Source organism: Actinomycetota bacterium, from assembly GCA_005888325.1.
Taxonomy (GTDB): domain Bacteria; phylum Actinomycetota; class Acidimicrobiia; order Acidimicrobiales; family AC-14; genus AC-14.
Map to the genome: position 1 here is coordinate 97,407 of VAWU01000026.1, position 25,421 is coordinate 122,827.

Genomic DNA, 25,421 nt, shown 5'->3' on the forward strand with positions numbered 1-25,421 from the left:
GCACGGCAAGGCCAAGCGTCGCCGTCGCATCTTCGGGCTGGCGCGGGGAGGGCAGCCGAGGTTGCTGCCCTCCGTCGCACGGGCCAAGCCCGGCGACGAGCAGAGCTAAGTGCCGGTGGGCAACCGCGGCCCCGCGATGCGCACGTCGTCGCGGCGGCGCGTCACACCCGTGGCGTCGAGGTGGGCCAGCAGCGGGAGCGCGTGCTTCCGGGTCGTTCCCAGCGCGTCGCGGACCTGCGCGACGGTGACGCCTCCGGGCGTCGTCGCCAGCAATGAGGCGATCACCCGCGCCGCCGCGTCGATCGCAGTCGCGGCGAAGTAGCACCCGTCGCGCTCGACGACGAGGCCCCGCCGCACGAGCTCGCGCAGCTCGACGCGTGACACACCCTCGGGATCGGGCGGGGTGAACGCGGCCCGCTCCAGCGCCGTGAGGTACGGGTGGGTGGCGAGGGTGTCGTGCGCCGCGCCCCGCCGGGCCCGACCGCCCTCGACCCTCACCTCTTCGATGGTCGCCAGCACGGCCCGCTCGTAGTCGTCGAACGTGGCCACGTCGACGCCGAGGGGGCCGGCCGCCTCGACGGCGCCGAGCACGTGGTCGCGCGTCGCCGCGAGGGCGTCGGGCGCGACGACCCAGCGCCCGAGCGTGGGCGGGCGGCGCTCGCCCGTCAGCGGCTCGAGGTCGTCGGCCTCCACCCACCCCCGTTCGGCGATCACGCGGTCGACCGAGCGCGACGGCTGCGCCTTCGCCGCCGGCAGCACGGGGGCCACGTCGAGCACCTCGCCGCCACCGACGGTCTCGTCTCGCCCGAACTCACGGAGGACGAACCGGTCGCCGGGCACCAGGGGGAGCGCGACCGGGAGATGCAGACGCACGAACCCCGTGCCACCCGGCTCGATCGCATCGGTGCCGAGCACCCGCACGCGAACCGCGTGCTCGCCGGAGCCGACGTAGGCGGCGAACGCGCCCCGGCGGGAGACATCGTGTTGCAACGCGTCGAGCACCCGCAACGAGGCGTCGACGGTTCGCGTCGGCCGCCATTGGCCACCGCGCACCAGGGCGTCACCGCGCGCGAGGCGATCGTGGGGCACGCCGGACAGGTTGACGGCGACGCGATGACCGGGTCCGATGCGGTCGTGGGCGCGCTTGAGGCTCTGCAGCGCCCGCACGCGTCCGCGCAGCTGCGTCGGGAGCACGTCGAGCTCGTCGTCGACCGCGATGGCCCCGCCGGTCAAGGTGCCGGTCACGACCGTGCCCGACCCCTTTGCCGCGAACACCCGGTCGACCCACAGCCGCGGACGGTCTCGGTCGGTCGCGAACGGCGTCGCCGCGAGCAGGCGGTCGAGGGCGGCGCGTAGCGCGTCGAGCCCGATGCCGGCCGGCGCGTCGACGTCGACCATCTCGGCGTGCTCGAGGAACGTGCCCGTGACGCGGTCGCCGACGTCGAGGCGCCCGATCTCGCGATGGTCGTCGTCGACGACTCCGACCTTGGTGAGCGCGATCAGCCCGTGCGTCACGCCCAGCAGCTCGAGGATACGGAGGTGCTCCTCCGACTGCGGCTTCCAGCCCTCGGTGGCGGCGACCACGAACAGGCACGCGTCGATCGCCCCGACGCCGGCGAGCATGTTCTTGAGGAACCGGACGTGACCCGGGACGTCGACGAACGCGAGGTCGCGGCCGGATGGCAGCGTCGCCCACGCGAACCCCAGGTCGATGGTGAGACCGCGTGCCTTCTCCTCCGCCAGCCGATCGGGGTCGATGCCCGTGAGCGCCAGCACGAGAGTCGACTTGCCGTGATCGACGTGACCGGCAGTGCCTACGACGTGCACGACAGCAGCGCCTTGGCCACCACCGGGTCGTCGGACGCGTCGACCGTGCGCAGGTCGCAGACCGTTCGTCCGTCGTGGACCCGGGCGATCACCGGCGGCTCGTGGGCCCGCAGCGTGGCGGTGTGGTCCCCGTCGATCGCCACCCCGGCCGAAGCGATCTCGAGGCCGGGCACGGAGCCGCCGCCCGCCACCGCAGCCGTGTCGACCGGCTCGCCCGCGCCGAGCGCCTGCGCCCGGCGCCGCAGCCCGGCGACGTCGAGCGTGGCCATGCGCCAGAACGGTATTGCGTCACCGTCGTTGCGCAGGTACGCGAGCGCGGTGGCCTGCAGGGCGGCGAGAACGAGACCGCCCGGTCGCAGCGCGCGCGCGAGCGGATGACGCGCGCAGGCGCCGACCGCGTGGGCCCGTCCCGCGAGCACGCCGGCCTGCGGACCACCGAGCAGCTTGTCGCCCGAGAAGGTGACGAGCTCGGCTCCGGCCGCGAGCGTCTGGCGGGCGGCGGGCTCACCGGCCAACCACGCGGGCGGGGCCCCGCGCAGCCACGGCGTCGTCGCGTCGAGCAGTCCCGATCCGATGTCGACGACAACGGGCAGGCCCAGGGTCGCGAGCTCACCGACGTCGACCGCCGCGGTGAAGCCCACCATGCGGTAGTTCGACTGGTGCACCTTGAGGATGACGGCGATGTCGTCGTGATCCGCGAGCGCGCGCTCGTAGTCGGCGAGTCGCGTCCGATTCGTGGTGCCCACCTCGACGAGCCGGGCACCCGACTGCTGCATGACCTCGGGGATGCGGAAGCCGCCGCCGATCTCGACCAGCTCGCCCCGTGAGACGACGACGGCGCGGCCACGCGCCATCGCCGCGAGCGCGAGAAGGAGCGCGGCGGCGCCGTTGTTGACGACCAGCGCCGCCTCGGCCCCGGCGGCGCGCGCGAGCAGCGAGGCGGCGTGGTCGCCGCGCGAGCCTCGCTGCCCGGTGCGCAGGTCGAGCTCGAGGTTCGCGTAGCCGCCAGGGGGCGCGGCGCCGAGTGGGGCCCGCCCGAGGTTGGTGTGCAGCAGGACGCCGGTCGCGTTGATGACCGGGCGCAGGAGCGCAGCCGCGATGTCGTCGGCCCGCGCCGCGGCGGACCCCGGGTCGCCCGCCGCGATTGCAGCACGCGCCGCGTCGACGAGCAGCGCGTGCGGCAGGCCGCGGTCGGCGAGCGAGCGCGCCAACGCGTCGACGGACGGTGGTCGCGCGCGTTCGGTCACCTCGCGAGATTACGGCGCTCGGTCCCGGAGGGTGACCCCGAGGGGGAGTGCAACCGCGTGCGGCGCTTGCCGTGCGATGCTGAGAGGGCCCATGCGTCGGGTCTTCCGCTTCCTCTGCGCCTTCGTGATCGTTGCTGTCCTGCTGCCGATCACCACGTCTGGAACCGTGCTCGCCGCGCTCGTCCTGCTGCCCCTGCCCGCCTCGCTGCCTCCCGCCAACCCCGAGGTGAAGGCGCGTGTCAGCCACATCTACGACGCCCAGGGACGTGAGCTGGCTTCGTTTCGCACGTTCGAGCAGCGCGTACCGGTGAAGCCGCACGACATCCCCGACGTGTTGAAGCAGGCGGTCATCGCGTCGGAGGACAAGCGCTTCTACTCACACGGCGGCGTCGACGTGCAGGGTTCGCTGCGCGCGTTGTGGGCGGACCTCCGCGGCAAGCAGTACGTCCAGGGTGGGTCGACGATCACCCAGCAGTACGTGAAGGAGGCCTACCTCACCCGGGAGCGCACGGTCGGCCGAAAGCTCCGCGAGGCGATGATCGCCCGCTACATCGACCGGGAGCTGCCGAAGGACGAGATCCTCTACCGCTACCTCTCGATCGTCTACTTCGGCGACGGCGCGTACGGCGTCGGTGCCGCGAGCGATTCCTACTTCCGCAAGTCAGTTGACAAGCTCACTCTTTCGGAGGCCGCCCTGCTGGCCGGCATCATCCCCGCGCCTTCCGACTACGAGCCGCACCACAACCCGGCGAAGGCCGAGGAGCGCCGGATGACGGTGCTGCGGGAGATGTTTGACCAGAAGCGCATCACGCGAAAGCAGTTCGACGATGCGGCGAAGGAGAAGATCTTCCCGTGCTGCGACCTCGGCCCTCCGACGGTGCCTGCCACGGTCGTGTATCGCCGCGCCGACCCACCCACCGAGTTCCCGTACTTCGTCGACTACGTGCGCCGCTACATCATCGCCCATCACGGGGAGGACGCCCTCTACAAGGGAGGGCTGCGCGTGCAGACCACCCTCGATCCGAGGCTGCAGCTCCTGGCCCAGCAGACGGTCGCCGACCAGCTCGACGGCACCAAGCCGCCACTCGAGATGTCGATCGTCGCGGTCGAGCCGCCGACCGGGTTCGTCAAGGCGTTGGTGGGTGGACGCGACTTCTCCGCCGCGACCGGCCAGGTCAACCTGGCGCTCGGGAGGTGCTACACGCGACCGCCGGCACGCGCGCCCACCAACGAGCCCGTCTGCCTCGACGGTGGGGGCACGGGCCGCCAGCCCGGCTCGTCGTTCAAGCCGTTCACGCTGGCGAAGGCGCTCGAGAAGGGGATCTCGCCCGAAAAGGTGTACCGGGCGCCGGCTTCGTACCGGATCTGCCCCGGCTCGCAGCCCGGTTGCGTCGTCAGAGGCGGTGGCAGCGGTGGGAGCTCGACCCTGCGGAACGCCACCTGGCGCTCGATCAACACGGTGTACGTGCAGGTGATCCAGGACGCCGGCGTGAAGGACACGGCCGAGCTGGCACACCGCCTCGGTGTGACGACCGTGAGCCCCGACGGCAAGCTTCCCAACGGACAGCCCTACTCCCAGCTGCTCACGCTGGGCGTGGCCGAGGTGGCGCCGCTCGACATGGCCGCCGCCTTCGGGGTCTTCGCGGCGCGCGGCACCCAGAGCCCCGCCACACCGATCGTCAAGATCGTGGACGTCAACGGCAAGGTGCTCGAGGACAACACCGCCCGCGCGCCCAAACGTGTGCTCGAGCAGGCGGTGGCCGACACGGTCACCGACGTCACACGCGGCGTCATCTCGTCGGGCACCGGAAAGGCGGCGAACATCGGGCGTCCGGCGGCGGGCAAGACGGGCACCGCGGAGGACAACGCCGACGCGTGGTTCGTGGGTTTCACGCCGACGCTGTCGACCGCGGTTTGGATGGGTTACTCCGACGCGCGCCGCCCGCTCTTGCGTATCAAGGGGGTCTCGCGCGTGGAAGGCGGCACGATCCCCGCCCGCACGTGGAAGGCCTTCATGTCGCAGGCGATGGAGGGCGTGCCCGTGACCGACTTCGACAAGCCAGCCCCCATCGAGCCCATTGCCGACGCGCTCAAGCGACAGGCGCGGCAGGGCTTCGACCCCGGCGAGAGGCGCGAGCCACCCGAGCCACCGGCGGGCGGTCCCTACGTGGTGGCCCCGCCCAAGCCACCCGTGACGCCGCCGGCTACCGCCGGGCCTCCGGCACCCCCCGTGTCCGTGGTGCCCGTGCCCTGACCCGCGTCAGCGTCGGTCGCCGGGGGCGTTGGGTTGGCCGTTCGGGCACTTCAACACCTTCTCGCACGACATCCCCACGGGCACCGCGAACGTGACCTGATCGGCCGCGAAGCCGAGCGGAGCGTACGTACGCGACGCGACGGCCAGCACCTCGCCCTTCGAGTTGACCAGAGGACCGCCCTGGAACTGTTGACCGACGGGTGCGGTGTGCTGCAACGCCGGCGCGGAGATGTCGGCCACGAAGCCTTGGGTGATGGCGGCGCCCGCGCCGCCGAGGCCGGACAAAGCGAAGACGCGCTCGCCGGTGCGGATGGGCGGGCTGCCCGTGGCCCACGGTAGGTGCGGCGCACCGGGCTTCGGGATGACGAGCAGCGCCAGGTCGCGCTCCTCCTGCCACGTCCACAAGGTGGCCTTCATGTCCTCGGTGCCGTGACGGACCATCACGTCGGGCCCGGGGCTGCGCGTTGCAGCATGCACGGTGGTGTACGACGTGACCAAGAGGGCGTTCTGATCGTCGGACGCGACGACGAACGCAGTGCCGACCGACGCCTGGCCGTTCTCGTCGAGGGTGTGCACGAACCAGAGCGAGGGCGAGACCTTCGCCTCGAGCTGCTCGACCGTGCCGCCCTGAGCGGTCGCCTGCTCAAGCGGCTTGAGCTGGTCGCGGATCTGACTCTGGGCCTTGGCGGTCTCGAAACCGATGAGGTCCTGGGCGCGTTGGAACCGCGTGTCGAAGCCGCGCACGAAGCGGTTGACGCGATCCTCGTTCTTGTTGAGGCGGTAGTCGTAGTAGCTGTAGAGCACCGCGCCGCTGAACGCGGAGCCCAGAGCTGCAGCGAGGATGATCATGCTGATGCCGAGCGCGGTCTTGGGGATGAGGCGCTGGCGCCAGCGAGGCGGCGTGGCCTGCTCGTCCGGCATCGGTCGAGGCTACCGAGTGCCAAGGCCGAATAGACGGCATGCCGCAGTACGATGACCGGCGTGCTGCCCCTGCTGGTCGTGCTCTTCGTGTTCGTGCCGATCGTGGAGCTGGCGGTGATCATTCAGGTGGGCCAGGCGATCGGGGTGGTCGAGACGCTCCTGCTCATGGTGCTCGTGAGCATCGTCGGCGCCTGGCTCGTCAAGCGCGAGGGCATCGGCGTGTGGCGGCGGGCGCAACGACAGCTGGACACCGGTGTGATGCCCGGTCGAGAGCTCGTCGACGGGGTGCTCATCATGGTCGCGGGCGCGCTGCTGCTGTTGCCCGGCTTCGTCAGCGACTGCCTGGGCATCCTGTTGCTCCTGCCGCCGGTTCGAGCCCTCGTGCGCGGTCTCGTCATCCGGCGGTTGCGAACGCGCGTTGTCGCGCAACGCACGTACTTCCCGTGATCGTCCGCGACGCGGCCACCGTCATGCTGGTACGCGACGAGGATGACGGCCTCCACGTCTTCATGCTGCGCCGCAACCTCGACTCCGACTTCGTCGGTGGGGCCTACGTGTTCCCGGGCGGGGCCGTCGACGACGCCGACCGCCACAGCGACCTCGAGGCCGTCTGCGAGGGTCGCACCGACGCGCAGGCGAGCGAGGCCCTCGGCATCGAGCGCGGTGGCCTGGCGTTCTGGGTCGCCGCGATCCGCGAGTGCTTCGAGGAGGCCGGAGTGCTGCTCGCGTACGACGAAGGGGGCGAGATGGTCCGCCTGAACGACGCCGCGGTGGCGCGGCGCTTCGAGCGACACCGGGAGGCGGTCGACCAAGGGACGCGGCGGCTCGTCGACGTGTGCGCGGACGAGCGTCTGCGCCTCGCCGTCGACCACATGCACTACTTCAGCCACTGGATCACACCCGAAGGCGCGCCGCGCCGGTACGACACCCGCTTCTTCGTGTGCGCGGCCCCCGCGGAGCAGACCCCGCTGCACGACAACCGCGAGACGATCGCCAACTGCTGGATACGCCCCGACGACGCGCTCGAGCGCCATCGACGCGGCGACTTCGACCTCATCTTCCCGACGCTGAAGAGCCTCGAGGCGATCGCCCGCTTCGAGCGCAGCGCCGACCTGCTGACGGCTGCGGCGGCAGCCGGCGACGTCCCCAGCATCCAGCCGCGCATCTCGTCCGACGGTCACGGGGTACGCATCCTGCTGCCGGGCGACGACGGATACGACACGGCCGTGCCGCCGACGGAGCCGGTGCGGTTACCGGTGCGCCCTGTCGCTCCGGGCGGCGATGACTGACCTGACCCCTGGCGTGGCGTGCGCGCTCGGCCCGCTCGTCCGGCGCATCGTCGCGCCCAACCCGGGCCTGATGACCGGGCCGGGCACCAACACCTACCTCGTCGGCATCGACGAGATCGCGGTGATCGACCCCGGCCCCGACGAGGCCTCGCACCTCGACGCGATCGCCGCCTGCGGAGGCGACCGCATCCGCTGGATCCTCCTCACCCACACGCACTCCGACCACGCGCCGGGCGCGGTCGGGCTCAAGGAGCGCACCGGCGGACAGGTGCTCGCCTTCGGGGCGGCCGACCACGGGCAGGGCGAGGTGGTCGAGCCCGACGTGAGGATCGGCGACGGCTTCGAGCTGGAGGCGACGGAGTTCCGGCTGACCGCGCTGCACACGCCCGGCCACGCGTCGGACCACCTCTGCTTCCTGCTCGAACGGTCCCGCCTCCTGTTCTCGGGTGACCACGTCATGCAGGGCTCGACCGTCGTCATCCGGCCGCCCGACGGCGACATGGCGGCCTATCTGGAGTCGCTGCGCCGGCTGCTCACCCTGCGGGTCCGATCCATCGCCCCGGGCCACGGCTTCGTCATCGAGGACCCCACCGCGACCGTCGAGGGGTACCTCGCCCACCGCGACGCCCGAGAGGCGGCGGTGCTCGGCGCGCTGGCCGCCGGCGACCGCTCGGTCGACGAGATCGTGCGTCGGGTCTACGTCGACGTGGCCGACGAGCTCCACCCCGTGGCCCGCCACTCGGTCTACGCCCATCTGCTCAAGCTGGTGAACGAGGGCCGGGCGCGGGGATCTTCGATTGAGGGAGCCTGGGAAGCGGCCGATAGCAAGTAGGTGACCCGCGGCCCGGCGGACTCCTGACATGGAAGAGCGCACCGGCAAGTCGAGGGTGGTCGAGCTGCACGAGGCCGCCGCTCTGCTCGACCTGTCGGCCGAAGCGGTGCGCTCGCTGACCGACGCGGGGTACCTCACCCCGGCCGCCGACGACGGCGAGCCAAGGTACGCGCTGGGCGACCTCAAGGGGTTCGTGGCGCGCAACGCCGACGACGGGTCCGGCATCGTCTGGGACGTCGAGGGGGACGCCGTCGACCCGCTCGCGCTGCTCGACGCGCTCGACGGCCACGCCGGCGACATGGCCCAGCGCGCCTACGTCACCTTCTGTGCCGCATACCCCGAGGCGTCGGAGTGGACGCCGGGCGAGCAGTCCCGCTTCATCGAGCAGGCGCGCAAGCGCTTCGAGGCCATCCTCGCGGTCACCGGCCAGGGCCAGGAGATCGACGAGTCGCTCGTCGGTGACCTCGAGGAGGTGGGGGCCAACGCGGCGTGGACCGGGTCCTCGCTCCCACAGCTCCTCGTGATCATGCGCATCTCGCGTGACCTCGTGGTGCAGACGGCCGTGGAGGTGGCGGAGGAACGCGGCCGGCACTGGGGCCTGGCACTCTCGCTGCTCCTCAACCGGGTGCTGCCGGCGATGGATCGTTTCACCGACTCGGTGGTGCAGGGTTACTGGAAGGCGGTGCTGGCGCATCAGGGGGAGAGCAAGGCCCGCTACCAGGCCGTCGTCGAGGACTCCTCCGACGGCATCTTCGAGATCGACCTCGACGGGCGCATCCAGTTCGCCAACCGCTCGTTCGCGGTGATCACGGGCCGCACGCCCGACGAACTCGACCAGGCGCCGCTCTTCCAGGTGCTCGTCCCCGTCGAGCAGACCGAGGTCCTGCAGCGGCTCATGACGAGCTCGCCGCAGGGCTCGCAGCGCTTGGAGCTCGTCGTGGAGCGTGCGGACGGGGTGCGGCGTGTGGTCGAGGTGTCCACCCAGCCCCGCCACGAGCACGATGCGGTCGTTGGACTCCAGGGCGTGGTGCGCGACATCACCGCCGCGCACGACCTCGAGGTGGCGAAGAACGAGTTCCTCGCGCTGATCACCCACGAGCTGCGCACCCCGCTCACCTCCATCGTCGGGCTCGGCGCCACCCTCGAGAGCCACTCGCAGGAGCTGGCGGGCGACCAGATCGAGCGGCTGGGGAAGGCGATCCGCCACCAGTGCGAGCGGATCACCCGCCTCGCCGACGACCTGCACGACGTCAGCCGGCTCGAGTCGAGGTCGTTGGTGCTCAACCTCCGGGCCGTCGAGCTGGCGCCGGCCATCGAGGTGTCGCTCCCGACGGTGGCGAGCTACACGCCGGGGGTCGAGGTAAAGGTGGCCGCCGGCATCGAGGTGGTGGCCGATCCCCGCCGGCTCGAGCAGGTGATCGCGAACCTCGTCGAGAACGCCATCGTCCACGGCGACGGCCCCGTCACCCTCGAGGCCAGGACCGACGCGAGCGGCCTGGTCGACCTGTCGATCCGCGACCACGGCCCCGGCGTGCCGGACGCCGTCGCGCCCACCCTGTTCTCGCCCCTACGCAGCTTCGCCCGTCACGACCACCACCGCGGACGGGGCACGGGTCTCGGGCTGGCCCTCGTGCGGGGCCTGGTCGAGGCCATGGGGGGTCGCGTCTGGTACGAGGCGGCCCCCGGCGGTGGCGCCTGCTTCCACGTGGCCCTCCCTTCGCCGAGAACGCGTTCCCGCGAGTAGCGTCGTTGCGCCGACGCGCGAAGAAGGGGGCCCAGCCATGGCCGACAAGATCACCGAAGCCCAGCTGTTCATCAACGGTGAGTTCACCGACGCAGTCTCGGGCGAGACGTTCTCGTCCACCGACCCCGCCACCGGTCAGGAATGGGCGCGTGTGGCCAAGGGCGACCGCGAAGACGCCATTCGGGCCATCAAGGCGGCGCGCACCGCGTTCGACGAAGGCCCGTGGCCGAAGATGAGCGGCAAGGAGCGCGCCGAGAAGCTCAACCAGATCGCGGAGGGCATCGGCAAGGCACAGCAGCAGATCGCGGACGACGAGGTCCACGACGGTGGCGGCACGATGCGCAAGGCCATGCTCGCCGACGTTCCCGGCGCGCAGGCGACCTTCCAGTGGTTCGCGCAGTGCGCGGAGACGCTCCCCGACATCACCAATCTCGAGGGCTCACTGTTCCCTCCGTCGGAGAACTACGTGCGGCGTGAGCCCTATGGCGTCACGACCGGTGTCATCCCGTGGAACTTCCCGCTCCTGATGGCGGGGTGGAAGATCGCACCCTCGATCGCGGCGGGCAACTGCTGTGTGATCAAGCCAGCGTCGTTCACGTCGGTGACCGCGCTCGACCTCGCCCGCGTGATCCAGGAGGCCGACCTGCCGCCCGGTGTCGTCAACGTGGTCGCCGGTCCCGGGGGCAGCGTCGGCGAGGAGCTCGCCTCCAACCCCATGGTCGACAAGACCGCGTTCACCGGCTCCACCGAGGTGGGCCGGCGCATCATGCAGCTGGCGTCGGGCACGGTGAAGGCGGTCACGCTCGAGCTGGGCGGCAAGTCGGCGAACATCGTCCTCGACGACGCCGATCTCGACATCGCCGCGGCCGGCGTGCTCTGGGGCACGTTCCTGCACAACGGTCAGGTCTGCGAGTCGGGCACCCGTGCACTCGTGCACCGCGCCGTCTACGACGAGTTCCTCTCGATGCTCGTCGACCGCGCCGGCAAGATCTCGATCGGCAACCCGCTCGACTTCGGCACCGACCTCGGCCCGCTCGTCTCGCGTCAGCAGGTGGAGACGGTCGAGCGCTACGTGGCGATCGGCAAGGACGAGGGCGCGACGCTCGTGATCGGTGGTTCGAAGCCCGAGACGCTCGCCGACGGCCTCGACCGCGAGGCGTTCTACAACCCGACGATCTTCGCGGGTGTCGACAACACGTCGCGTCTGGCCCAGGAAGAGATCTTCGGCCCGGTCCTGTCCGTGATCCCCTTCGACAACGACGACCAGGCCGTGGCGATCGCCAACGACTCGATCTACGGGCTCGGCGGTGGCGTGTGGTCGGCCGACGTCGACCGGGCCAAGACGATCGCCCACGGCATGCGTACCGGCACGGTGTGGATCAACGACTACCACCTGATCGATTCCAAGCGGCCGTTCGGTGGCTACAAGCAGTCGGGGATCGGGCGCGAGCTCGGCACCTTCGGCTACGACGCCTACCGGCAGGTGAAGCACGTCCACGTGAACCCGCAGGCGGGGCGCGACGGCCACGTGCACTACCAGATGCTCAGCGCCAACATCTGATCGTGCGATGAAGGTGACCGCGACCGACCGGGCGGCGCGTGTGGTCGAGCGGATGCGCGCCAAACGTTCGGGCCGGCTCACCATCACGATCGGCACCGGCTGCTGCGAGTCGACCGCGCCGTTCCTCTACGAGGACTTCTGGCCCGGCCCCGACCAGGAGGTCGTCGGTCGTGTCGGCGACGTCGAGATCTTCGCGCCTGAGTACCTGCGCAAGCTGTACCCGGACGAGGAGGGCGCGGTGGTCGACGTCGACGAGGACTACGTGGCTGAGTCGCTGTCCATCGAGACCGAGCTCGGCTGCCGCTTCGTGCTGCGCGGCTCCGGCTTCGAGGCACGCGAGGCACCCGCGTGTGCGGCGGTGCCGACCGTCCCGCCCGCCACCCCGCTCGTGCGCGAGCTGCCCGAGCACCTGCGCGGCCTGCGCATCCGCTGACGCCCCAACCCTGTCCTTCTTGTCGTACGCAGCCGTCCTGAGACGGCTGCCTTCGACAAGAAGGAGCGGCTAGGAGGGGGTGGCGGCGCCTAACCGCTCTTCGACGGCCGCCAGCATGCGGGCAGAGCACCCGCTCATGTCGACGGGTGGCAGCAGCTCGTCGGCGATCCGCGCCGCGATGGCGGCGAACGCCTCGCCCGCCTGACAGCCGGGCGCGGCGAGCGCGAGGGGCATGCCGGCGTCGTTCGCCGCGCTGACCGCGGGCTCGAGCGGCACCTGACCGATCAGGGGCGCGCCGAGCTCGTCGGCGAGCAGCCGCCCGCCGCCTGCGCCGAACAACGCGTAGGACTCGCCGTGCTCGCACGTGAACGTGCTCATGTTCTCGATCACGCCGAGCACCTTGAGGTACGAGCGGCGGGCCATGTCGGCGACGCGCACGGCCACCTTCTGCGCGGCCAGCGCGGGCGTGGTGACGACGACCATCTCGCTGCGGGGCAGCAGCCGGCCGAGCGCCATCTGGATGTCGCCGGTGCCGGGCGGCATGTCGAGCAGCAGGTAGTCCATCTCGCCCCACGACACCTTGACGAGGAACTCCTCGAGCGCCTTGGCGAGCATGAGGCCGCGCCACATGATCGCCTTGTCCTCGTCGTCGACGAGCAGGCCCATGCTCACGACCTTCAGCCGACCCGCTCCGACGGGCACCTCGTGCGGACCGATCTTGCCCTCGTCGTCGCCACCCAGCCGTCCGGTGACACCGAGCATCCGCGGCACGCTGAAGCCCCAGATGTCGGCGTCGAGGACGCCGACGGTGAAGCCCCGCTCGGCGAGCGCGGTGGCGAGGTTCACGGTGACGCTCGACTTGCCGACCCCGCCCTTGCCGCTCGCGACGGCGATGATCCGCGTGCTCAGCGAGACCTCGGTGTCGGGCGCGTTGTCGGCCGCCTTCTTGCGGGCCCGCTGCATGACGTCGGTGCGCTGCTCGGGCGTCATCTCCCCGAAGTCGACCTTGACCGAGCGCACGCCGGGCACGCCCGTCAGCTTGCGCTCGACGTCGTCGCGGATCTGGGTGCGCAGGGGGCAGCCCGAGATGGTCAGGGCCACCGCGACGCGCACGTCGCCCTCGTCGCCCACCGTCACCTCGCGCACCATGCCCAGCTCGACGATGTCGGCGCCGAGCTCCGGGTCGACCACCCCGCGCAGGGTGTTGAGGAGGTCGGACTCGGTGGGGGCGGGCATGACCAGGCATTTTACCCGGGATCGGCCTTGCTAATATGGCCGGGTGAGCAACGACGCCACCAGCCGCGAGCCCGGCCGCGAGAGCACCGCCGAGGCGACAGGCGAGCGGCAGGGGCGGCTCGAGGTGCTCAAGGCCCTCGGCGACAACACCCGCTACGCCATCTACCTGGAGCTGGCCCGCTCGTCCTCCCCGCGCTCGACCGCCGACATCGCCGACATCCTCGGCCTCCACCCCAACACCGTGCGACCCCACCTCGAGCGCATGCGCGACGTCGGCCTGCTCGACGTGGAGACCGACGCCAAGGGCAGCGTCGGCCGGCCCCAGCACCGCTACTCCCTGGCGCGGGCCGCGCCGTCCCTCGGCCTCGAGCCCCCGGCGTTCCCGCTCCTCGCCCGTCTGCTCGCCTCGATGGCCGCGGCCGCCCGGCTCGAGCCCGACGACGCCGCCGATGCCGCCCGCGGCACCGGCCGGGCGATGGCCGCCGACCGCCTGCGGCGTACGCCCGGCGACTCCTGCGTGGCCGCCCTGGCCGACGCCCTCGACGAGCTGGGCTTCGACCCGGCCGTGGCGGGTGACGGCGAGGCCGTGACCATCGCCTTCACCCACTGCCCCTTCGCCGAGCTGGCCGAGGCCTATCCCGAGCTCGTCTGCCACCTCCACCGGGGGCTCGTCGAGGGGTTCGTCTCAGAGTGGGGCGAGGGCGGTGTCGAGCGGTTCAGCACCCTCGCGGACCGCGACCCCTGTCAGGTTGAGCTGAGCCTCCGGTAGTCTGGTCGCATGTCGAGCATGTTCAGCGTCACCGACAGCCGGACGGTCTTCAACCTCACCGACGCCGCCACGGCGAAGGTGAGGGAGCTCCTCGAGGCCGAAGGCGACCCTGCGCTGGCGCTCCGCGTCGCAGTGCGGCCGGGCGGCTGCTCGGGCTACAGCTACGAGATGTTCTTCGACGGCGACATCGCCGCCGACGATGCGGTCTCCGACTTCGGTGGGGTCAAGGTCGTCATCGACCCCGCCAGCGCGCCGCTCCTCGGCGGGGCGACGCTCGACTTCAAGGACGGCCTCCAGGGCGCGGGGTTCCATGTCAGCAACCCCAACGCCAGCCGTAGCTGCGGCTGCGGGCAGTCGTTCAGCTGACGAGCTGACGCTCTCCTTCACGCTCGACGGCCGGGCCGTCGAGGTCGCCGACGACGGCGCAACGCTCCTCGAGGCCCTGCGCGACCGCCTCGGCAACCGGTCGCCGAAGGACGGTTGCAGCCCGCAGGGCCAGTGTGGCTGCTGCACGGTGCTCGTCGACGGCGCGCCGCGTGTCGCCTGTGTGACGCCCGTGCGACGGGTGGCGGGCCGCTCGGTCGTCACCGCCGCGGGTCTGCCCGACGACGAGCGCGGCGCCTGGGCCGACGCCTTCTGCGCCACCGGGGCCAGCCAGTGCGGCTTCTGCACGCCCGGGATCGTCGTGCGCCTTGCCGCGCTGAAGCGCAAGGGCGGCACCGACGTCGACGGCGCGCTGCTCGCGCACCTCTGTCGTTGCACGGGCTGGCGCACCATTGCCGAGGCCTACGCCGCATTCGGGCGCCCGCATCCACCGCGCGACCTTGCGGCCGCGTCGCGTCGGGCCGGCATCGAGGGCGGCGTGGCGCAACGGGTCGGACCCGAGATCGCGCTCGGTGGTGGCGGGTTCGCCGACGACACCGCTCCCCTCGACGCGCTCGTCGCGGTGCCCGACGGCCGTGGTGGTTGGGCGGTGGGCGAGAGCCTCGCCGAGGCACGCCTGGCCGCGGGCAAGGTGCAGGGCCGGCGCAGCACGGTCGCGGTGCGCCACCCGCTCGAGGTCCCGTCCGGAGAGTGGGACGTCACCTTGCGCACGACGTGGGTCGAGCCCGCGTATCTCGAGCCCGACGCGTCGTGGTGCGCGCCCGGCGGAGAGCCGGCCACACCGCTCGCCAACGGCGGCGCCTTCGGCGGCAAGTCCGCGTCGGTCGCGCCCGGTGTGGCCCGCCGGCTGGCCGACGAGCACGGCCGAGCCGTGCGCGTGCTGCTGTCACGCGAAGACGTCGTGCGCCTCGGGCCCAAGCGGCCGCCTCTCGCGGCGGGAGCGCGGGGCGACGGCAGCGGGGTCGTGCGCGTCGCCCGCACCGCGGGAATCGCACGGGCGATCGCCGCGCTCGCCCCCGATCTCACGATCGAGGAGGTCGACGTGCCCGGCCCCCCGACCTCGGTCGCGCCGCGCGCCGCCGGTTGGGCCGAGGCGCTCGTGCTGCTGGCCGGCGCACGCGGTGAGCCCGCGCCGCTGCGCTCGCCCTCCGGCGCGGTGGCCGAGGCGGCGGTGACGGGTGACGGCGTTCACGTGCGCGTCGACTGCGGCCGCCCGCTCGACGAGGTCGTCCTGCGGTCCTACTGCGTCGGCGCCGCGCACATGGGCCTGGGCTGGGTCACGTCGGAGGCCGTCGCGGTCGACGATGACGGCACACCCCACGACCTCACGATTCGGTCGTTCGGCGTCCTGCGGGCGCGCGACATGCCGCCGGTCGACGTCGAGATCGTGCGGTCCGACCGGCCTCCGGTGAACGGGAGCGACGCGGTGTTCGCGGCGGTGGCGGCCGCGGCCTGGATCGAGCAGGGTTGCCCGCAGGACTGGCCCACTCAGCGAGGGAGGACGACGTGAGCAAGCCGGTAGGCCCTTACACGCCGATCGTGCGGGCCGGCCAGTGGTTGGTCGTGTCGGGGCAGGTCGGCCTGGGCGAGGGTGGCCTGGTCGAAGGGGGAGTGCAGCCGCAGCTGCGCCAGGCGCTCACCAACCTCCGTGCGCTGCTCGAGACCGAAGGCGCATCGCTCGCGCACGTGGTCAAGACCACGGTCTTCCTCACGAGCATCGACGACTATGCGGCCATGAACGAGACCTACACCGAGACCTTCGGCGATCACCGCCCGGCGCGCTCCGCGGTGGCCGTTGCCGCGCTGCCGATCGGCGCGCTCGTCGAGGTGGAGGCCTGGGCCTTCCTGCCCGATGACAACTCGTGACAGGATGGGCGCGTGCTCGGCGCCATCCTCATCATCGTCGCCATGGTGCTCGTGTTCCCGCCGCTGGTGTTCGCGGGCGGGCTCGTTCTCAGCGCGCTGCTCGGGTGGACGTTGACAGACGAGGCCGAGGCGACCCACGAGGGCAGCGAGTTCATCGAGCTCAACCGCTGAACCGCTGAACCGCCGAGCGAAACCTACGACCCGCCCCAGCGGGCCTGGCCGAAGCGGTAGCCCACCGAGCGCACGGTCTGGATCAGGTTCGCGTGCTCCTCGCCGAGCTTGGCCCGCAGCCGGCGGACGTGCACGTCGACCGTCCGGGCGCCGCCGTAGTACTCGTAGCCCCACACGCGTGACAGCAACGTCTCGCGCGTGAACACCTTGGCCGGGTGGGTGCTGAGGAACTTCAACAGCTCGTACTCCATGAACGTGAGGTCGAGCGGGCGGCCACCGATCGCGGCCTGATAGGTCTCGAGGTTGAGCAGCAGCTCGCCGTACTCGACCAGCTCGGGGCGGGTGCCGCGACCCGTGCGCCAGAACAGGTGCTTGAGCCGCGCCTCCAGCTCGCGGGGCTGGAGCGGCACGACGCAGAAGTCGTCGAACAGGTCCTCGCGCAGCTCGAGGTCGTCGAGCTGGTCCGGACGGAGCACGAGCAACAGCGGCGCGAGCGGGAGGTCGCGCTTGCGTAGCAGCCGGCAGAGGGCGAAGGCACCGTCGGGGTCGTCGTCGGCGCACACGACGGCGCCCGCCCAGCCGTCCTCCGGCTCGTTGCGCGACGCCGCGTCGGGGCCGGACGTGGCCTTCCACGGGTAACCGCCCAGATCGAGGATCTGCGCGAGGGCGGGCGGCGCGGGATCGGGGAACAGCAGCAACGGTTCCATGCTCAGAGGTTGAAGTACCGCTCCATCTCGAACGCGCTGACGTGGCGTTTGTAGGCGGCCCACTCCGCGCGCTTGTTGCGGATGAACCACTCGAAGACGTGCTCGCCGACGGCCTCGGCGATGAGCTCGGAGCGCTCCATGGTGTCGACCGCGTCGTTGAGCGACGTCGGCAGGGCGTCGACGCCTTCGGCCATGCGCTCCTCGTCGGTGAGCTCGTAGAGGTTGGCGGTGAGCTCGCGCGGGAGCTCGTAGCCCTCCTCGATGCCCTTGAGGCCCGCGGCCAACATGACCGAGAACGCGAGGTACGGGTTGCACGCGGGGTCGGGTGAGCGGAACTCGACGCGCGTCGACGATTCCTTGCCCTTCTTGGCTCCTGGGACGCGCACGAGGGCCGATCGGTTGTTGCGCGCCCAGGCGACGTAGATGGGTGCCTCGAACCCCATCACGAGCCGCTTGTAGGAGTTGACCCACTGGTTGGTGACCGCGGTCAGCTCACGCGCGTGCAGCAGGAGGCCGGCGATGAACCCCTTGGCCACCTTCGACAGATGGAACTCGTCGCCCGGGTCGAAGAAGGCGTTGACGTCGCCCTCGAAGAGCGACAGGTGGGTGTGCATCCCCGAGCCCTGCACACCCGCCAGCGGCTTGGGCATGAAGCTCGCGTGCACCTTGCGCTCGAGCGCGGCCTCCTTCACGACCAGCTTGAACGTCATCACGTTGTCGGCCATCGTCAGCGCGTCGGTGTAGCGCAGGTCGATCTCCTGCTGACTGGGCGCGTCCTCGTGATGGCTGTAGCGCACGGGGATGCCCATCTGCTCGAGATAGAGCACGGTGCGCTTGCGTAGGTCGCTCGCCACGTCGGCAGTGGTGAGGTCGAAGTACGAGCCCTGGTCGAGGGGCTTTGGCACCTCCTCGCCGTCAGGCGTGGCGAAGTAGAAGAACTCCATGTCGGGCCCGACGTAGAACGAGAAGCCGCGTTCGCGAGCTCGGTCGAGCGTGCGTCGCAACACGTGGCGCGGGTCGCCGGCGAAGGGCGTGCCGTCGAGGTCGGAGACGTCGCAGAACATGCGCGCGACCGGCGCGTCGTCGCCCCCTCGCCATGGCAGCTGCTCGAACGTGTTGGGGTCGGGGAGGAGGAGCATGTCGCTCTCCTGCACGCGCGAGAAGCCGTCGACCGCGGACCCGTCGAAGCTCATGCCCTCTTCGAAGGCGGTCTCGAGCTCGGTGGGCGGGATGGCGACCGACTTCAGCTGGCCGAGGACATCGGTGAACCACAGGAGCACGAACCGGATGCCCCGTTCCTCGACCGTGCGCAGCACGTAGTCCTGCTGGCGTTCCATCTGACTCCTCCGTCGTCTGCCCGCTATCTTCGCAGCCGCCCGCCCCCTCGCGATCCAGTTCACTGAGCATTCACAAAGGTGCAACTGCCGGGAAACGCCCCGGCGAGAGGGTGGCCCCACCCACCAGGTCGCCCAAACAAACCGGTTGTCCAACGAACAGGGAGGAACCCCCCGTGCCGCAACGCACACCCGCCGACGTCCTCGGGATGGTCAAGGACGAGGGCGTCGAGATCATCGACTTCCGCTTCTGCGACCTCCCGGGCCTCATGCAGCACTTCTCGGTGCCGGCTCACGAGTTCTCCGAGGACGCGTTCGACGAGGGCTACGGGTTCGACGGCTCGTCGATCCGGGGGTTCCAGGAGATCCAGGAGTCGGACATGATCCTCCTGCCCGACCCCAACACCGCGGTGATCGACCCGTTCCGCGTGCACAAGACGCTCAACGTCAACTGCTTCGTGCGCGACCCCGTGACCGGCGAGCCGTACTCGCGTGACCCACGCTACGTGGCGAAGAAGGCCGAGGACTACCTGGTGTCGACGGGGCTGGCCGACACCGCGTACTTCGGGCCCGAAGCCGAGTTCTACATCTTCGACGACGTGCGCTTCTCGCAGGACCAGCACTCGGCGTACTACTCCGTCGATTCGGTGGAGGGCATCTGGAACTCGGCGCGCGACGAGGGGCCGAACCTCGGCTTCAAGCCCCGCTACAAGGAGGGCTACTTTCCCGTCCCGCCCATGGACCACTATCAGGACCTGCGATCCGAGATGATCCTCGTCATGGAGCGCCTGGGCATCGAGATCGAGGTGCAACACCACGAGGTGGGCACGGCCGGACAGGCCGAGATCGACATGCGCTTCGACACGCTGCTGTCGATGGCGGACAAGCTCATGCTCTACAAGTACGTGGTGAAGAGCGTGGCCCGGCAGCACAACCTCACGGCCACGTTCATGCCGAAGCCGCTCTTCCAGGACAACGGCTCAGGCATGCACACGCACCAGTCGTTGTGGAAGGGCGGGGAGCCGCTGTTCTTCTCGGAGACCGGCTACGCGGGTCTCTCCGACATGGCGCGCTGGTACATCGGCGGCCTGCTCACTCACGCCCGTTCGATCCTCGCCTTCGCGGCGCCGACCACCAACTCGTACAAGCGGCTGGTGCCGGGTTACGAGGCGCCCGTCAACCTCGTGTACTCGCAGCGCAACCGGTCGGCCAGCGTGCGCATCCCGCTGTACTCGAAGAGCCCGAAGGCGAAGCGACTCGAGTTCCGCTGCCCCGACCCGTCGTGCAACCCGTACCTCGCGTTCGCGGCGCAGCTCCTGGCCGGCATCGACGGGGTGCAGAACCGCATCGAGCCGCCCGACCCGGTCGACAAGGACCTGTACGACCTGCCGCCGGAGGAGCTGGCGCGCGTGCCTCAGGTACCCGGCTCGCTCGACGAGGCGCTCGAGGCGCTGGAGGCGGACCACCAGTACCTGCTCGCGGGTGGCGTCTTCACGTCCGATCTCCTCGACACGTGGTTGGCCTACAAACGCGAGCACGAGATCGACGAGGTGCGACTGCGGCCGCACCCCTGGGAGTTCATGCTCTACTACGACATCTAGGGGTTTCGGGTCGCTGACCTCAGGCGACGAGGCCGAGGAGCTCCGCTTCGCGAACAACCAAACGGCGGTATTCGTTCTGTTCCGTGGCTACGAGGCCCACGGTGGTGCGGAGATGGGCGAGCCAGCCGAGCTGGCGTCGGGTGTGATGCAGCTCGATGAAATACCGCTCTCCCACCTCTGGGGCTCTTTCCGCCAACATGCTCATACGGGAGTATCGACCACCGGGGCACCGGGTCACATGGTGCGTTCGCGTGCTTCTCGCTCATGCAAACGGCGGTCGTGACGCAATAACCCCGTACACACCGCGTGGCGGCGATTGACACGTCGAGCGAGTCGTCCGAGAATCGCGACCGTTGGGGAGCGTTACTGGGGAGGGCTCTCGCCGGTGGTGACGGTCATCGCGATTCTCGCCTTCTGGGTCGTGCTCGTGGTGCTATTCGGGGCCGTGATCACTCGCGTGAAGAGTGGTGCGCGTCGAGCCCGGAGCTGGGACACGGGCGACGAGTAGGGCGCGCGAACGCGTTCCTCAGGCGGGCGCGTTCCGTGTCACCACCGCCAGCTCCAGGTTTGCCTCGAAACCCACGAGCGCACGCTCGCCGATCGTGTCGAACCGGTAGCCCGGCGAGGTGCTCTCGACCAGACGGCGGATCTCGGGGTCGACGACGACGCCACCGGGCTCGGCCTCCTTCACCAGTCGGGCGGCGAGGTTGACCACCGGTCCGAAGCAGTCCCCTCCGAAGGTCAGCACCTCTCCGTCGGCCAGACCGCCGCGTACCCGTGGCAGGACGGCGTGGTGCTCGAGGGCGGCGACGATGTCGAGGGCCATGGCGCACGCCGCGACCGGGTCGCCGACCACGAACATGATCTCGTCACCGATCAGCTTGACGACACGGCCGCCGTGGCCCACGACGCAATCCGCGGCCGTCTCCTCGAACTCGGTGAGGGCGGCGCCGAGTTGCATGGTCGTGAGGGTGCGGGCGAGGGCGGTCGACCCGACGAGGTCGACGAAGCCGACCGCGAGCCGCTGTGTCTCCACGCCTCCCGCGCCCTCCATGTCGGCCAGAGGACGCTGCAGCGCGACCATGTGGCCGCGCAGCATGATGTCGATCGCAGCGGTGAGAACGGGCAGCAGGTTGACCGCGTCCAGGTTGGCGCGCACCAACTCGAGACCCGACGGATCGTCCGCCATCGCAGCCGGCCCGATGCCCACCACGAACGCGGAGACCAACGCGTCGGCGATCCGCGCTGTCGCCGAGCCAATCACGCGTGTGAGCTGAAGGACCACGTCCTCGCCGAACATCTGGGCGGTGGCGGCGAACCCCTGCATGAGCGCCACCTCCTCGTTGCTGCCGAGCTGTGCGTCGGGATCGGAATCGGCGAACCCCGCGGCCCGCCGGATCCGAGCGACCAGCTCGAGCGGCACACCGGCGCGCTCGGCCACCTCTCGCCAGGTGAGGCGTTCCCCGGGACGAAGCACGAGACGCGCCGCCAGACCACCGAGCTCGTCGCGCGCGGCGACGATGTCGTCGACCGTCGCCCCGTGCTCCATGAGGAGCCGGAGCGCCTCGAGTCGGTCCCGCGCATCCGCCGCCAGGGGATCGTACAGCCCGGCCGCCTCGAGCGCGGCGGCCGCGTTCTCGGCATCGGCTGCCCTTCCGTCGACCACGACCACGACCGTAGGGCGCCGAGCGGAAACTCGCCCGGTGTGGTCGAGGTCGCCGGTCGCCTGATTTTCGCGCTTCACCTGCCTCACGGTCGGGTCGACATTGTGAGTTGCTGCTTGCAGCTGCGAACACCGAGACCACGTGCTCCGTGCTGCCACCTGAGACGAGGTGACAACGCGTGCAGAAGGTCACGTTGATCGCGAACGGTGCGCAGGGCTCGGCCGCGCAAGTGCGCGCCACGCGGATCGCGGGCGCGCTCGACGGGTTCGAGGTCGAGGTGCTCTGTCGGAAGGGAAGCCGGCTCGCCGATGCTCGCCGCTTCGCGACCGCGGCCCGCCGGGCCGATGTCGTCTACGCCGTCGACCTGGCGAGTGCGCCGCTGCTCGGCGCGCGGTTCCGATCGTCCTCGGCAAAGCTCGTCGTCGACACGGGCGACGCGCCCTCTGCGTTCCTGCGGGTCGTGCGCGCGCCCCGATCCGAGATCGCCGCGGCGCGTCTGATGGAGACGTACGCGTACCGCTCGGCCCGAGCGTTCGTCGTGCGGGGCACTCACCACCCTCGGTTCCTCCGGGAGCAGGGTTGCTCGAAGGAGGTGCACGTGGTGCCCGACGGTGTCGACCTCGACGCCTTCCGCCCCGTCGACGGTGACGGGCTGCGCGAGCAGCTCGGTCTCACCGACGCGTTCACCATCGGGATCCAGGGTCACTTCTCCTGGTACCCGCGGCTGGGCGGCGGTCTCGGCTGGGAGCTGCTGCACGCGATCGCGCTCCGCCGCGACCTCGACCTCCACGCGGTGTTGATCGGCGACGGCACTGTCTTCTCGAGATGCGCCGGCTGGCGGGCGAGCTCGCCATTTCGGATCGACTCCACGTGATCGGGCGGGTCCCGTACCGGTCGCTCGCCGCGTACCTGGCGGTCTGCGACGTCTGCCTGCTGACCCAGACGAACGACCCGGCGAGCCGGGTGCGGACGACCGGGAAGCTCCCCGTGTACCTCGCCGCGGGCCGGTACCTGCTCGCGACCAGGGTCGGCACCGCGGTCGACGTGTTGCCCGACGAGATGCTGCTCGACTACCACGGCGCCTGGGACCAGTCGTATCCGGCGCGCCTCGCGGACGCGATCGCGCGCGTCGAACGGGATCCGGCGCGCGTCGAGAAGGGATGGGCCCTGCGGGAGCTGGCCCCCCGGTTCGACTACCGCTCCATCGCCGGGCAAGCCGCCGACGTCGTGCGCGGCGTGGCCGGATAGGGAACGACGTGTGCGGCATCGTCGCGACCGCGGGCCGGCTGGGGCCCGAGCTGGATGCGATCCTCCTCGCCCTCCGGCACCGTGGGCCCGACTCCACCGGATCGGTCGTCATGGCGACCTGCGCGCTCGCGATGGCACGCCTCGCGATCATGGACCCGAACCCGCGTTCCGACCAACCGATGGAGCTCGCCGGAGCGACCCTCGTCTACAACGGCGAGATCTACAACTTCGCCGGTCTCCGCCACCGCCTGGAGCAGCGGGGCCACCGGTTCGTCACCACCGGCGACACCGAGGTGGTGCTGCACGCGGTCGTCGAATGGGGCGTGGCGGGTGCGTGCGAGCGACTCAACGGCATGTTCGCGTTCGCGCTCTGGGACGACCGCAGCCACAGCCTGCACCTCGCTCGCGATTCGTTCGGCATCAAGCCGCTGTACTGGCTGGGCGACGGCGATGGACTGGTTGCCGCTTCCGAGGTGACGCCGCTCGCGGCGGCGTTCGGCCTCCGCCCGCGACCGGACGCGATCCGCGAGTTCCTCCGCTTCGGCTCGCCGGTGACCGATGTCGCCTACGAGCGTGTGGCCGAGCTCGAGCCCGGCACCATCCTCACGTGGCACGACCACACGGTTCGCATCCGTCCGTTCGCCGCTCGGTCTGCCGGTGGCGCGACTCCGGCGGAAGCAGCACGCGATTCGATCGCCCGTCAGCTCCGCAGCGACCGCCCCACCGCGCTGTTCCTCAGCGGTGGCTTCGACTCCGCGCTCCTCGCTGCGGTCGCGGCCGACACGGGAGCACCCGTCTCGGCGCTCACGCTGTCGACGCACGACAACTCCGAGGACGTGCGCCTCGCGGCGGAGACCGCCCGGCACTACGGGCTCCCTCACGAGGTGGTCGCTGTCCACGAAGCGGACCTCGCCCGGTCCGCGGACGCGTTCCTCTTCCTCGTGGCAAGGGCGGCGGTCGATCGCGGCTTCCCGGTCGCGCTCAGCGGACTCGGTGGTGACGAGACGCTCGGGGGCTACGGCTACACCCGCCGGCTGCGGCAGGTACGGCGGGCCCGCCGGGTCTGGGATCGGCTCCCGAGCGGACTGCGCCCGGGCGCCGCGGCCGCGCTCGCACCTTGGCTCGGCCAACCCGCATCCCGACTCGAGGCGATCCTCGACGCAGGTTCGGCGGCTGCGACATGGACGGCCTGGCGGCGCCTCTTCGACGACGACGAGATCCGCCGGCTCACCGGCGGGGTCGCGGAACCGTCGCCGCGATGGCTGACCGACGCCGACGCTTCCGATCGAGCCCAGCTCCGACAGCTCGACTTCGCGGTCTACCTCCGGGCGACGCTGCTGCGCGACACCGACGTGTTCTCCATGGCGAACAGCGTGGAGGTGAGGGTGCCGTTCCTCGACCCCACCTTCGTCCACGCCACCGAGCGGGCCGAGCCCACCAAGCACGACCTCGCGCGACTGATGGGCGACGAGCTGCTGGTGACCCGCGCCCGTGCCCGCAAGGTCGCCTTCGCGTTGCCGTGGCCGCGTTGGCTCCCGCTCCTCCGGCCCGACGAGGTGCTGACCACCGGAGGACCCTTCGCCGACATGGTCGACGTGACCTGTGCCCGCCGGCTGCTCGCCGACGACGCTCGCTCCGGTGCCATGCGCGGCCTGCGTGCGTGGGCTCTCCTCGTGCTCGCGCACTGGCTCGGGCGTGAGCCCGCAGCGCGCCGGCCCGCGCCGAGACCGGCCATTAGGGCCGCATGAAGCTCCTGCTCTTCGGCGAGCTCGGCCCCGGAGCGCTGGCCCGCTCCTTCGAGCCCGGCCTGGCCACCGAGGCGACCGTCCTCACGACCGATCCGTACCGCTCGCAATCAGGTTCGTCGGCGCCACCGCCGACCGCGACGACCCGTTTGGGCCGGCGCTTCAACTACCGAGCCCGCGTTGCACGCGCAGGCCCGGCGCTGGTCGAGACCGTGCAACAGCTCGGGCCCGACGCGGTGCTCGTGGTCAAGGGCCGGGGAATCGACGCCGGCTCGATCGCGCGCGTGCGCGGCCTCGGCGTGCCCGTCGCGCTCTACTACCCCGACAACCCGGCCTGGGCCTTCACCGAGGTGGGCGCGGGCGGCACGGCACGCGTTGGCTTCGAGACGGTCATCCCCCGCGCGGTGCGCGACGGCCGGCTGCAGCTCCGGCTCGTGCCCCAGGCCCGGATGGAGCCCGTCCGGCTCGACGTGGAGCTGGACGCGCCGGCGTGGCACGTAACGGGACCCGCCCGCTGGGCGGGACCGTGGGACCGCGTGCGCACCGTCACGTGGGGGCTCCGGTGAGCCAGGCCCGAGATCGCATTCG

23 protein-coding genes are annotated in these 25,421 nt (G+C 71.1%); 16 read left to right on the forward strand and 7 right to left on the reverse strand.

Features of this window, described 5'->3' with window-relative positions; translation table 11 throughout:
* Nucleotides 1–105: 105 nt before the first annotated feature.
* Together E6G06_10160 and E6G06_10165 are read right to left on the reverse strand one after the other, a co-directional pair.
* A complete protein-coding gene (locus E6G06_10160) occupies nt 106–873 on the reverse strand; it encodes a hypothetical protein (protein TML91478.1) in 768 nt (255 codons plus the stop codon).
* 941 nt (nt 874–1,814) lie between these two features.
* On the reverse strand, nt 1,815–3,074 hold the full coding sequence (locus E6G06_10165) for an L-seryl-tRNA(Sec) selenium transferase (GenBank protein TML91409.1): 1,260 nt from the start codon (nt 3,072–3,074) through the stop codon (nt 1,815–1,817).
* Between the two features lie 76 nt (nt 3,075–3,150).
* On the opposite strand from E6G06_10165, the gene E6G06_10170 reads away from it, so the two are divergent.
* On the forward strand, nt 3,151–5,328 hold the full coding sequence (locus E6G06_10170) for a hypothetical protein (protein TML91410.1): 2,178 nt from the start codon (nt 3,151–3,153) through the stop codon (nt 5,326–5,328).
* Between the two features lie 6 nt (nt 5,329–5,334).
* Here the strand turns inward: E6G06_10170 and E6G06_10175 are convergent, their stop codons facing one another.
* Entirely contained in the window at nt 5,335–6,249 is a 915-nt protein-coding gene (locus E6G06_10175; GenBank protein ID TML91411.1) for a trypsin-like peptidase domain-containing protein, read from the reverse strand.
* A 51-nt stretch (nt 6,250–6,300) separates the two neighbouring features.
* Here E6G06_10175 and E6G06_10180 point away from each other — a divergent pair, with 51 nt between their 5' ends.
* From E6G06_10180 to E6G06_10205, 6 genes are read left to right on the forward strand one after another with little or no spacing between them, the layout of a single operon-like run.
* Nucleotides 6,301–6,696, forward strand: coding sequence for an FxsA family protein (locus E6G06_10180; GenBank protein TML91412.1), 396 nt, complete (start codon nt 6,301–6,303; stop codon nt 6,694–6,696).
* Complete coding sequence (locus E6G06_10185) at nt 6,693–7,538, forward strand: NUDIX domain-containing protein (protein TML91413.1); 846 nt, start codon at nt 6,693–6,695, stop codon at nt 7,536–7,538. Before E6G06_10180 ends, E6G06_10185 begins: the two co-directional genes overlap by 4 nt.
* A complete protein-coding gene (locus tag E6G06_10190; GenBank protein ID TML91414.1) occupies nt 7,531–8,370 on the forward strand; it encodes an MBL fold metallo-hydrolase in 840 nt (279 codons plus the stop codon). The genes E6G06_10185 and E6G06_10190 overlap by 8 nt, the downstream gene beginning before the upstream one ends.
* Nucleotides 8,371–8,398: 28 nt before the next feature.
* Entirely contained in the window at nt 8,399–10,114 is a 1,716-nt protein-coding gene (locus E6G06_10195; protein ID TML91415.1) for a HAMP domain-containing histidine kinase, read from the forward strand.
* 37 nt (nt 10,115–10,151) lie between these two features.
* Nucleotides 10,152–11,675: an aldehyde dehydrogenase family protein gene (locus E6G06_10200; protein ID TML91416.1), complete on the forward strand. Its 1,524-nt coding sequence runs from the start codon at nt 10,152–10,154 to the stop codon at nt 11,673–11,675.
* Between the two features lie 7 nt (nt 11,676–11,682).
* The gene (locus E6G06_10205) at nt 11,683–12,108 is read left to right on the forward strand and encodes a DUF779 domain-containing protein (protein ID TML91417.1); all 426 of its coding nucleotides are present in this window, start codon (nt 11,683–11,685) and stop codon (nt 12,106–12,108) included.
* 69 nt (nt 12,109–12,177) lie between these two features.
* Here E6G06_10205 and E6G06_10210 read toward each other — a convergent pair whose 3' ends face one another.
* A complete protein-coding gene (locus E6G06_10210; GenBank protein ID TML91418.1) occupies nt 12,178–13,344 on the reverse strand; it encodes an Mrp/NBP35 family ATP-binding protein in 1,167 nt (388 codons plus the stop codon).
* Nucleotides 13,345–13,387: 43 nt separating this feature from the next.
* On the opposite strand from E6G06_10210, the gene E6G06_10215 reads away from it, so the two are divergent.
* Genes E6G06_10215 through E6G06_10230 form a run of 4 tightly spaced genes read left to right on the forward strand, consistent with a single transcriptional unit; the run spans nt 13,388 to nt 16,363 of the window.
* Nucleotides 13,388–14,113: an ArsR family transcriptional regulator gene (locus tag E6G06_10215; GenBank protein TML91419.1), complete on the forward strand. Its 726-nt coding sequence runs from the start codon at nt 13,388–13,390 to the stop codon at nt 14,111–14,113.
* Between the two features lie 18 nt (nt 14,114–14,131).
* Nucleotides 14,132–14,479, forward strand: a complete 348-nt coding sequence (gene erpA / locus E6G06_10220; protein TML91479.1) for an iron-sulfur cluster insertion protein ErpA — start codon at nt 14,132–14,134, stop codon at nt 14,477–14,479.
* Nucleotides 14,424–16,007, forward strand: coding sequence for a 2Fe-2S iron-sulfur cluster binding domain-containing protein (locus tag E6G06_10225; GenBank protein TML91420.1), 1,584 nt, complete (start codon nt 14,424–14,426; stop codon nt 16,005–16,007). Before erpA ends, E6G06_10225 begins: the two co-directional genes overlap by 56 nt.
* Nucleotides 16,004–16,363, forward strand: a complete 360-nt coding sequence (locus E6G06_10230; GenBank protein TML91421.1) for a RidA family protein — start codon at nt 16,004–16,006, stop codon at nt 16,361–16,363. The genes E6G06_10225 and E6G06_10230 overlap by 4 nt, the downstream gene beginning before the upstream one ends.
* 194 nt (nt 16,364–16,557) lie before the next feature.
* Here E6G06_10230 and E6G06_10235 read toward each other — a convergent pair whose 3' ends face one another.
* Together E6G06_10235 and E6G06_10240 are read right to left on the reverse strand one after the other, a co-directional pair.
* Nucleotides 16,558–16,785 (reverse strand): winged helix-turn-helix transcriptional regulator, encoded by a 228-nt coding sequence (locus E6G06_10235; protein TML91480.1) that lies wholly within the window; start codon nt 16,783–16,785, stop codon nt 16,558–16,560.
* Between the two features lie 458 nt (nt 16,786–17,243).
* Nucleotides 17,244–18,578 (reverse strand): glutamine synthetase, encoded by a 1,335-nt coding sequence (locus E6G06_10240; protein TML91422.1) that lies wholly within the window; start codon nt 18,576–18,578, stop codon nt 17,244–17,246.
* A 206-nt stretch (nt 18,579–18,784) separates the two neighbouring features.
* Here E6G06_10240 and glnA point away from each other — a divergent pair, with 206 nt between their 5' ends.
* Nucleotides 18,785–20,176 carry a type I glutamate--ammonia ligase gene (gene glnA, locus E6G06_10245; protein TML91481.1) on the forward strand — a complete coding sequence of 464 codons (1,392 nt, stop codon included), beginning with the start codon at nt 18,785–18,787 and terminating at the stop codon, nt 20,174–20,176.
* Nucleotides 20,177–20,702: 526 nt separating this feature from the next.
* On the opposite strand, the gene E6G06_10250 is transcribed toward glnA, so the two are convergent.
* Nucleotides 20,703–21,998, reverse strand: coding sequence for a hypothetical protein (locus E6G06_10250; protein TML91423.1), 1,296 nt, complete (start codon nt 21,996–21,998; stop codon nt 20,703–20,705).
* Nucleotides 21,999–22,018: 20 nt separating this feature from the next.
* Between E6G06_10250 and E6G06_10255 the strand changes: the two genes are divergently transcribed.
* From E6G06_10255 to E6G06_10270, 4 genes are read left to right on the forward strand one after another with little or no spacing between them, the layout of a single operon-like run.
* The gene (locus tag E6G06_10255; GenBank protein TML91424.1) at nt 22,019–22,714 is read left to right on the forward strand and encodes a glycosyltransferase family 4 protein; all 696 of its coding nucleotides are present in this window, start codon (nt 22,019–22,021) and stop codon (nt 22,712–22,714) included.
* A complete protein-coding gene (locus E6G06_10260; protein ID TML91425.1) occupies nt 22,711–23,088 on the forward strand; it encodes a glycosyltransferase family 4 protein in 378 nt (125 codons plus the stop codon). The genes E6G06_10255 and E6G06_10260 overlap by 4 nt, the downstream gene beginning before the upstream one ends.
* Nucleotides 23,001–24,836 carry an asparagine synthase (glutamine-hydrolyzing) gene (asnB, locus tag E6G06_10265; GenBank protein ID TML91426.1) on the forward strand — a complete coding sequence of 612 codons (1,836 nt, stop codon included), beginning with the start codon at nt 23,001–23,003 and terminating at the stop codon, nt 24,834–24,836. Before E6G06_10260 ends, asnB begins: the two co-directional genes overlap by 88 nt.
* On the forward strand, nt 24,833–25,399 hold the full coding sequence (locus E6G06_10270) for a hypothetical protein (GenBank protein ID TML91427.1): 567 nt from the start codon (nt 24,833–24,835) through the stop codon (nt 25,397–25,399). Before asnB ends, E6G06_10270 begins: the two co-directional genes overlap by 4 nt.
* The last annotated feature ends 22 nt before the right edge of the window (nt 25,400–25,421 follow it).

Coding starts and splice junctions, on each gene's coding strand:
- E6G06_10170 (TML91410.1), top strand. CDS start 3,151: ATGCTGAGAGGGCCCATGCGTCGGGTCTTCCGCTTCCTCTGCGCCTTC.
- E6G06_10175 (TML91411.1), bottom strand. CDS start 6,249: ATGCCGGACGAGCAGGCCACGCCGCCTCGCTGGCGCCAGCGCCTCATC.
- E6G06_10180 (TML91412.1), top strand. CDS start 6,301: ATGACCGGCGTGCTGCCCCTGCTGGTCGTGCTCTTCGTGTTCGTGCCG.
- E6G06_10190 (TML91414.1), top strand. CDS start 7,531: ATGACTGACCTGACCCCTGGCGTGGCGTGCGCGCTCGGCCCGCTCGTC.
- E6G06_10195 (TML91415.1), top strand. CDS start 8,399: ATGGAAGAGCGCACCGGCAAGTCGAGGGTGGTCGAGCTGCACGAGGCC.
- E6G06_10200 (TML91416.1), top strand. CDS start 10,152: ATGGCCGACAAGATCACCGAAGCCCAGCTGTTCATCAACGGTGAGTTC.
- E6G06_10205 (TML91417.1), top strand. CDS start 11,683: ATGAAGGTGACCGCGACCGACCGGGCGGCGCGTGTGGTCGAGCGGATG.
- E6G06_10210 (TML91418.1), bottom strand. CDS start 13,344: ATGCCCGCCCCCACCGAGTCCGACCTCCTCAACACCCTGCGCGGGGTG.
- erpA (TML91479.1), top strand. CDS start 14,132: ATGTTCAGCGTCACCGACAGCCGGACGGTCTTCAACCTCACCGACGCC.
- E6G06_10225 (TML91420.1), top strand. CDS start 14,424: ATGTCAGCAACCCCAACGCCAGCCGTAGCTGCGGCTGCGGGCAGTCGT.
- E6G06_10235 (TML91480.1), bottom strand. CDS start 16,785: ATGGAGTACGAGCTGTTGAAGTTCCTCAGCACCCACCCGGCCAAGGTG.
- E6G06_10240 (TML91422.1), bottom strand. CDS start 18,578: ATGGAACGCCAGCAGGACTACGTGCTGCGCACGGTCGAGGAACGGGGC.
- glnA (TML91481.1), top strand. CDS start 18,785: ATGGTCAAGGACGAGGGCGTCGAGATCATCGACTTCCGCTTCTGCGAC.
- asnB (TML91426.1), top strand. CDS start 23,001: ATGGGCCCTGCGGGAGCTGGCCCCCCGGTTCGACTACCGCTCCATCGC.
- E6G06_10270 (TML91427.1), top strand. CDS start 24,833: ATGAAGCTCCTGCTCTTCGGCGAGCTCGGCCCCGGAGCGCTGGCCCGC.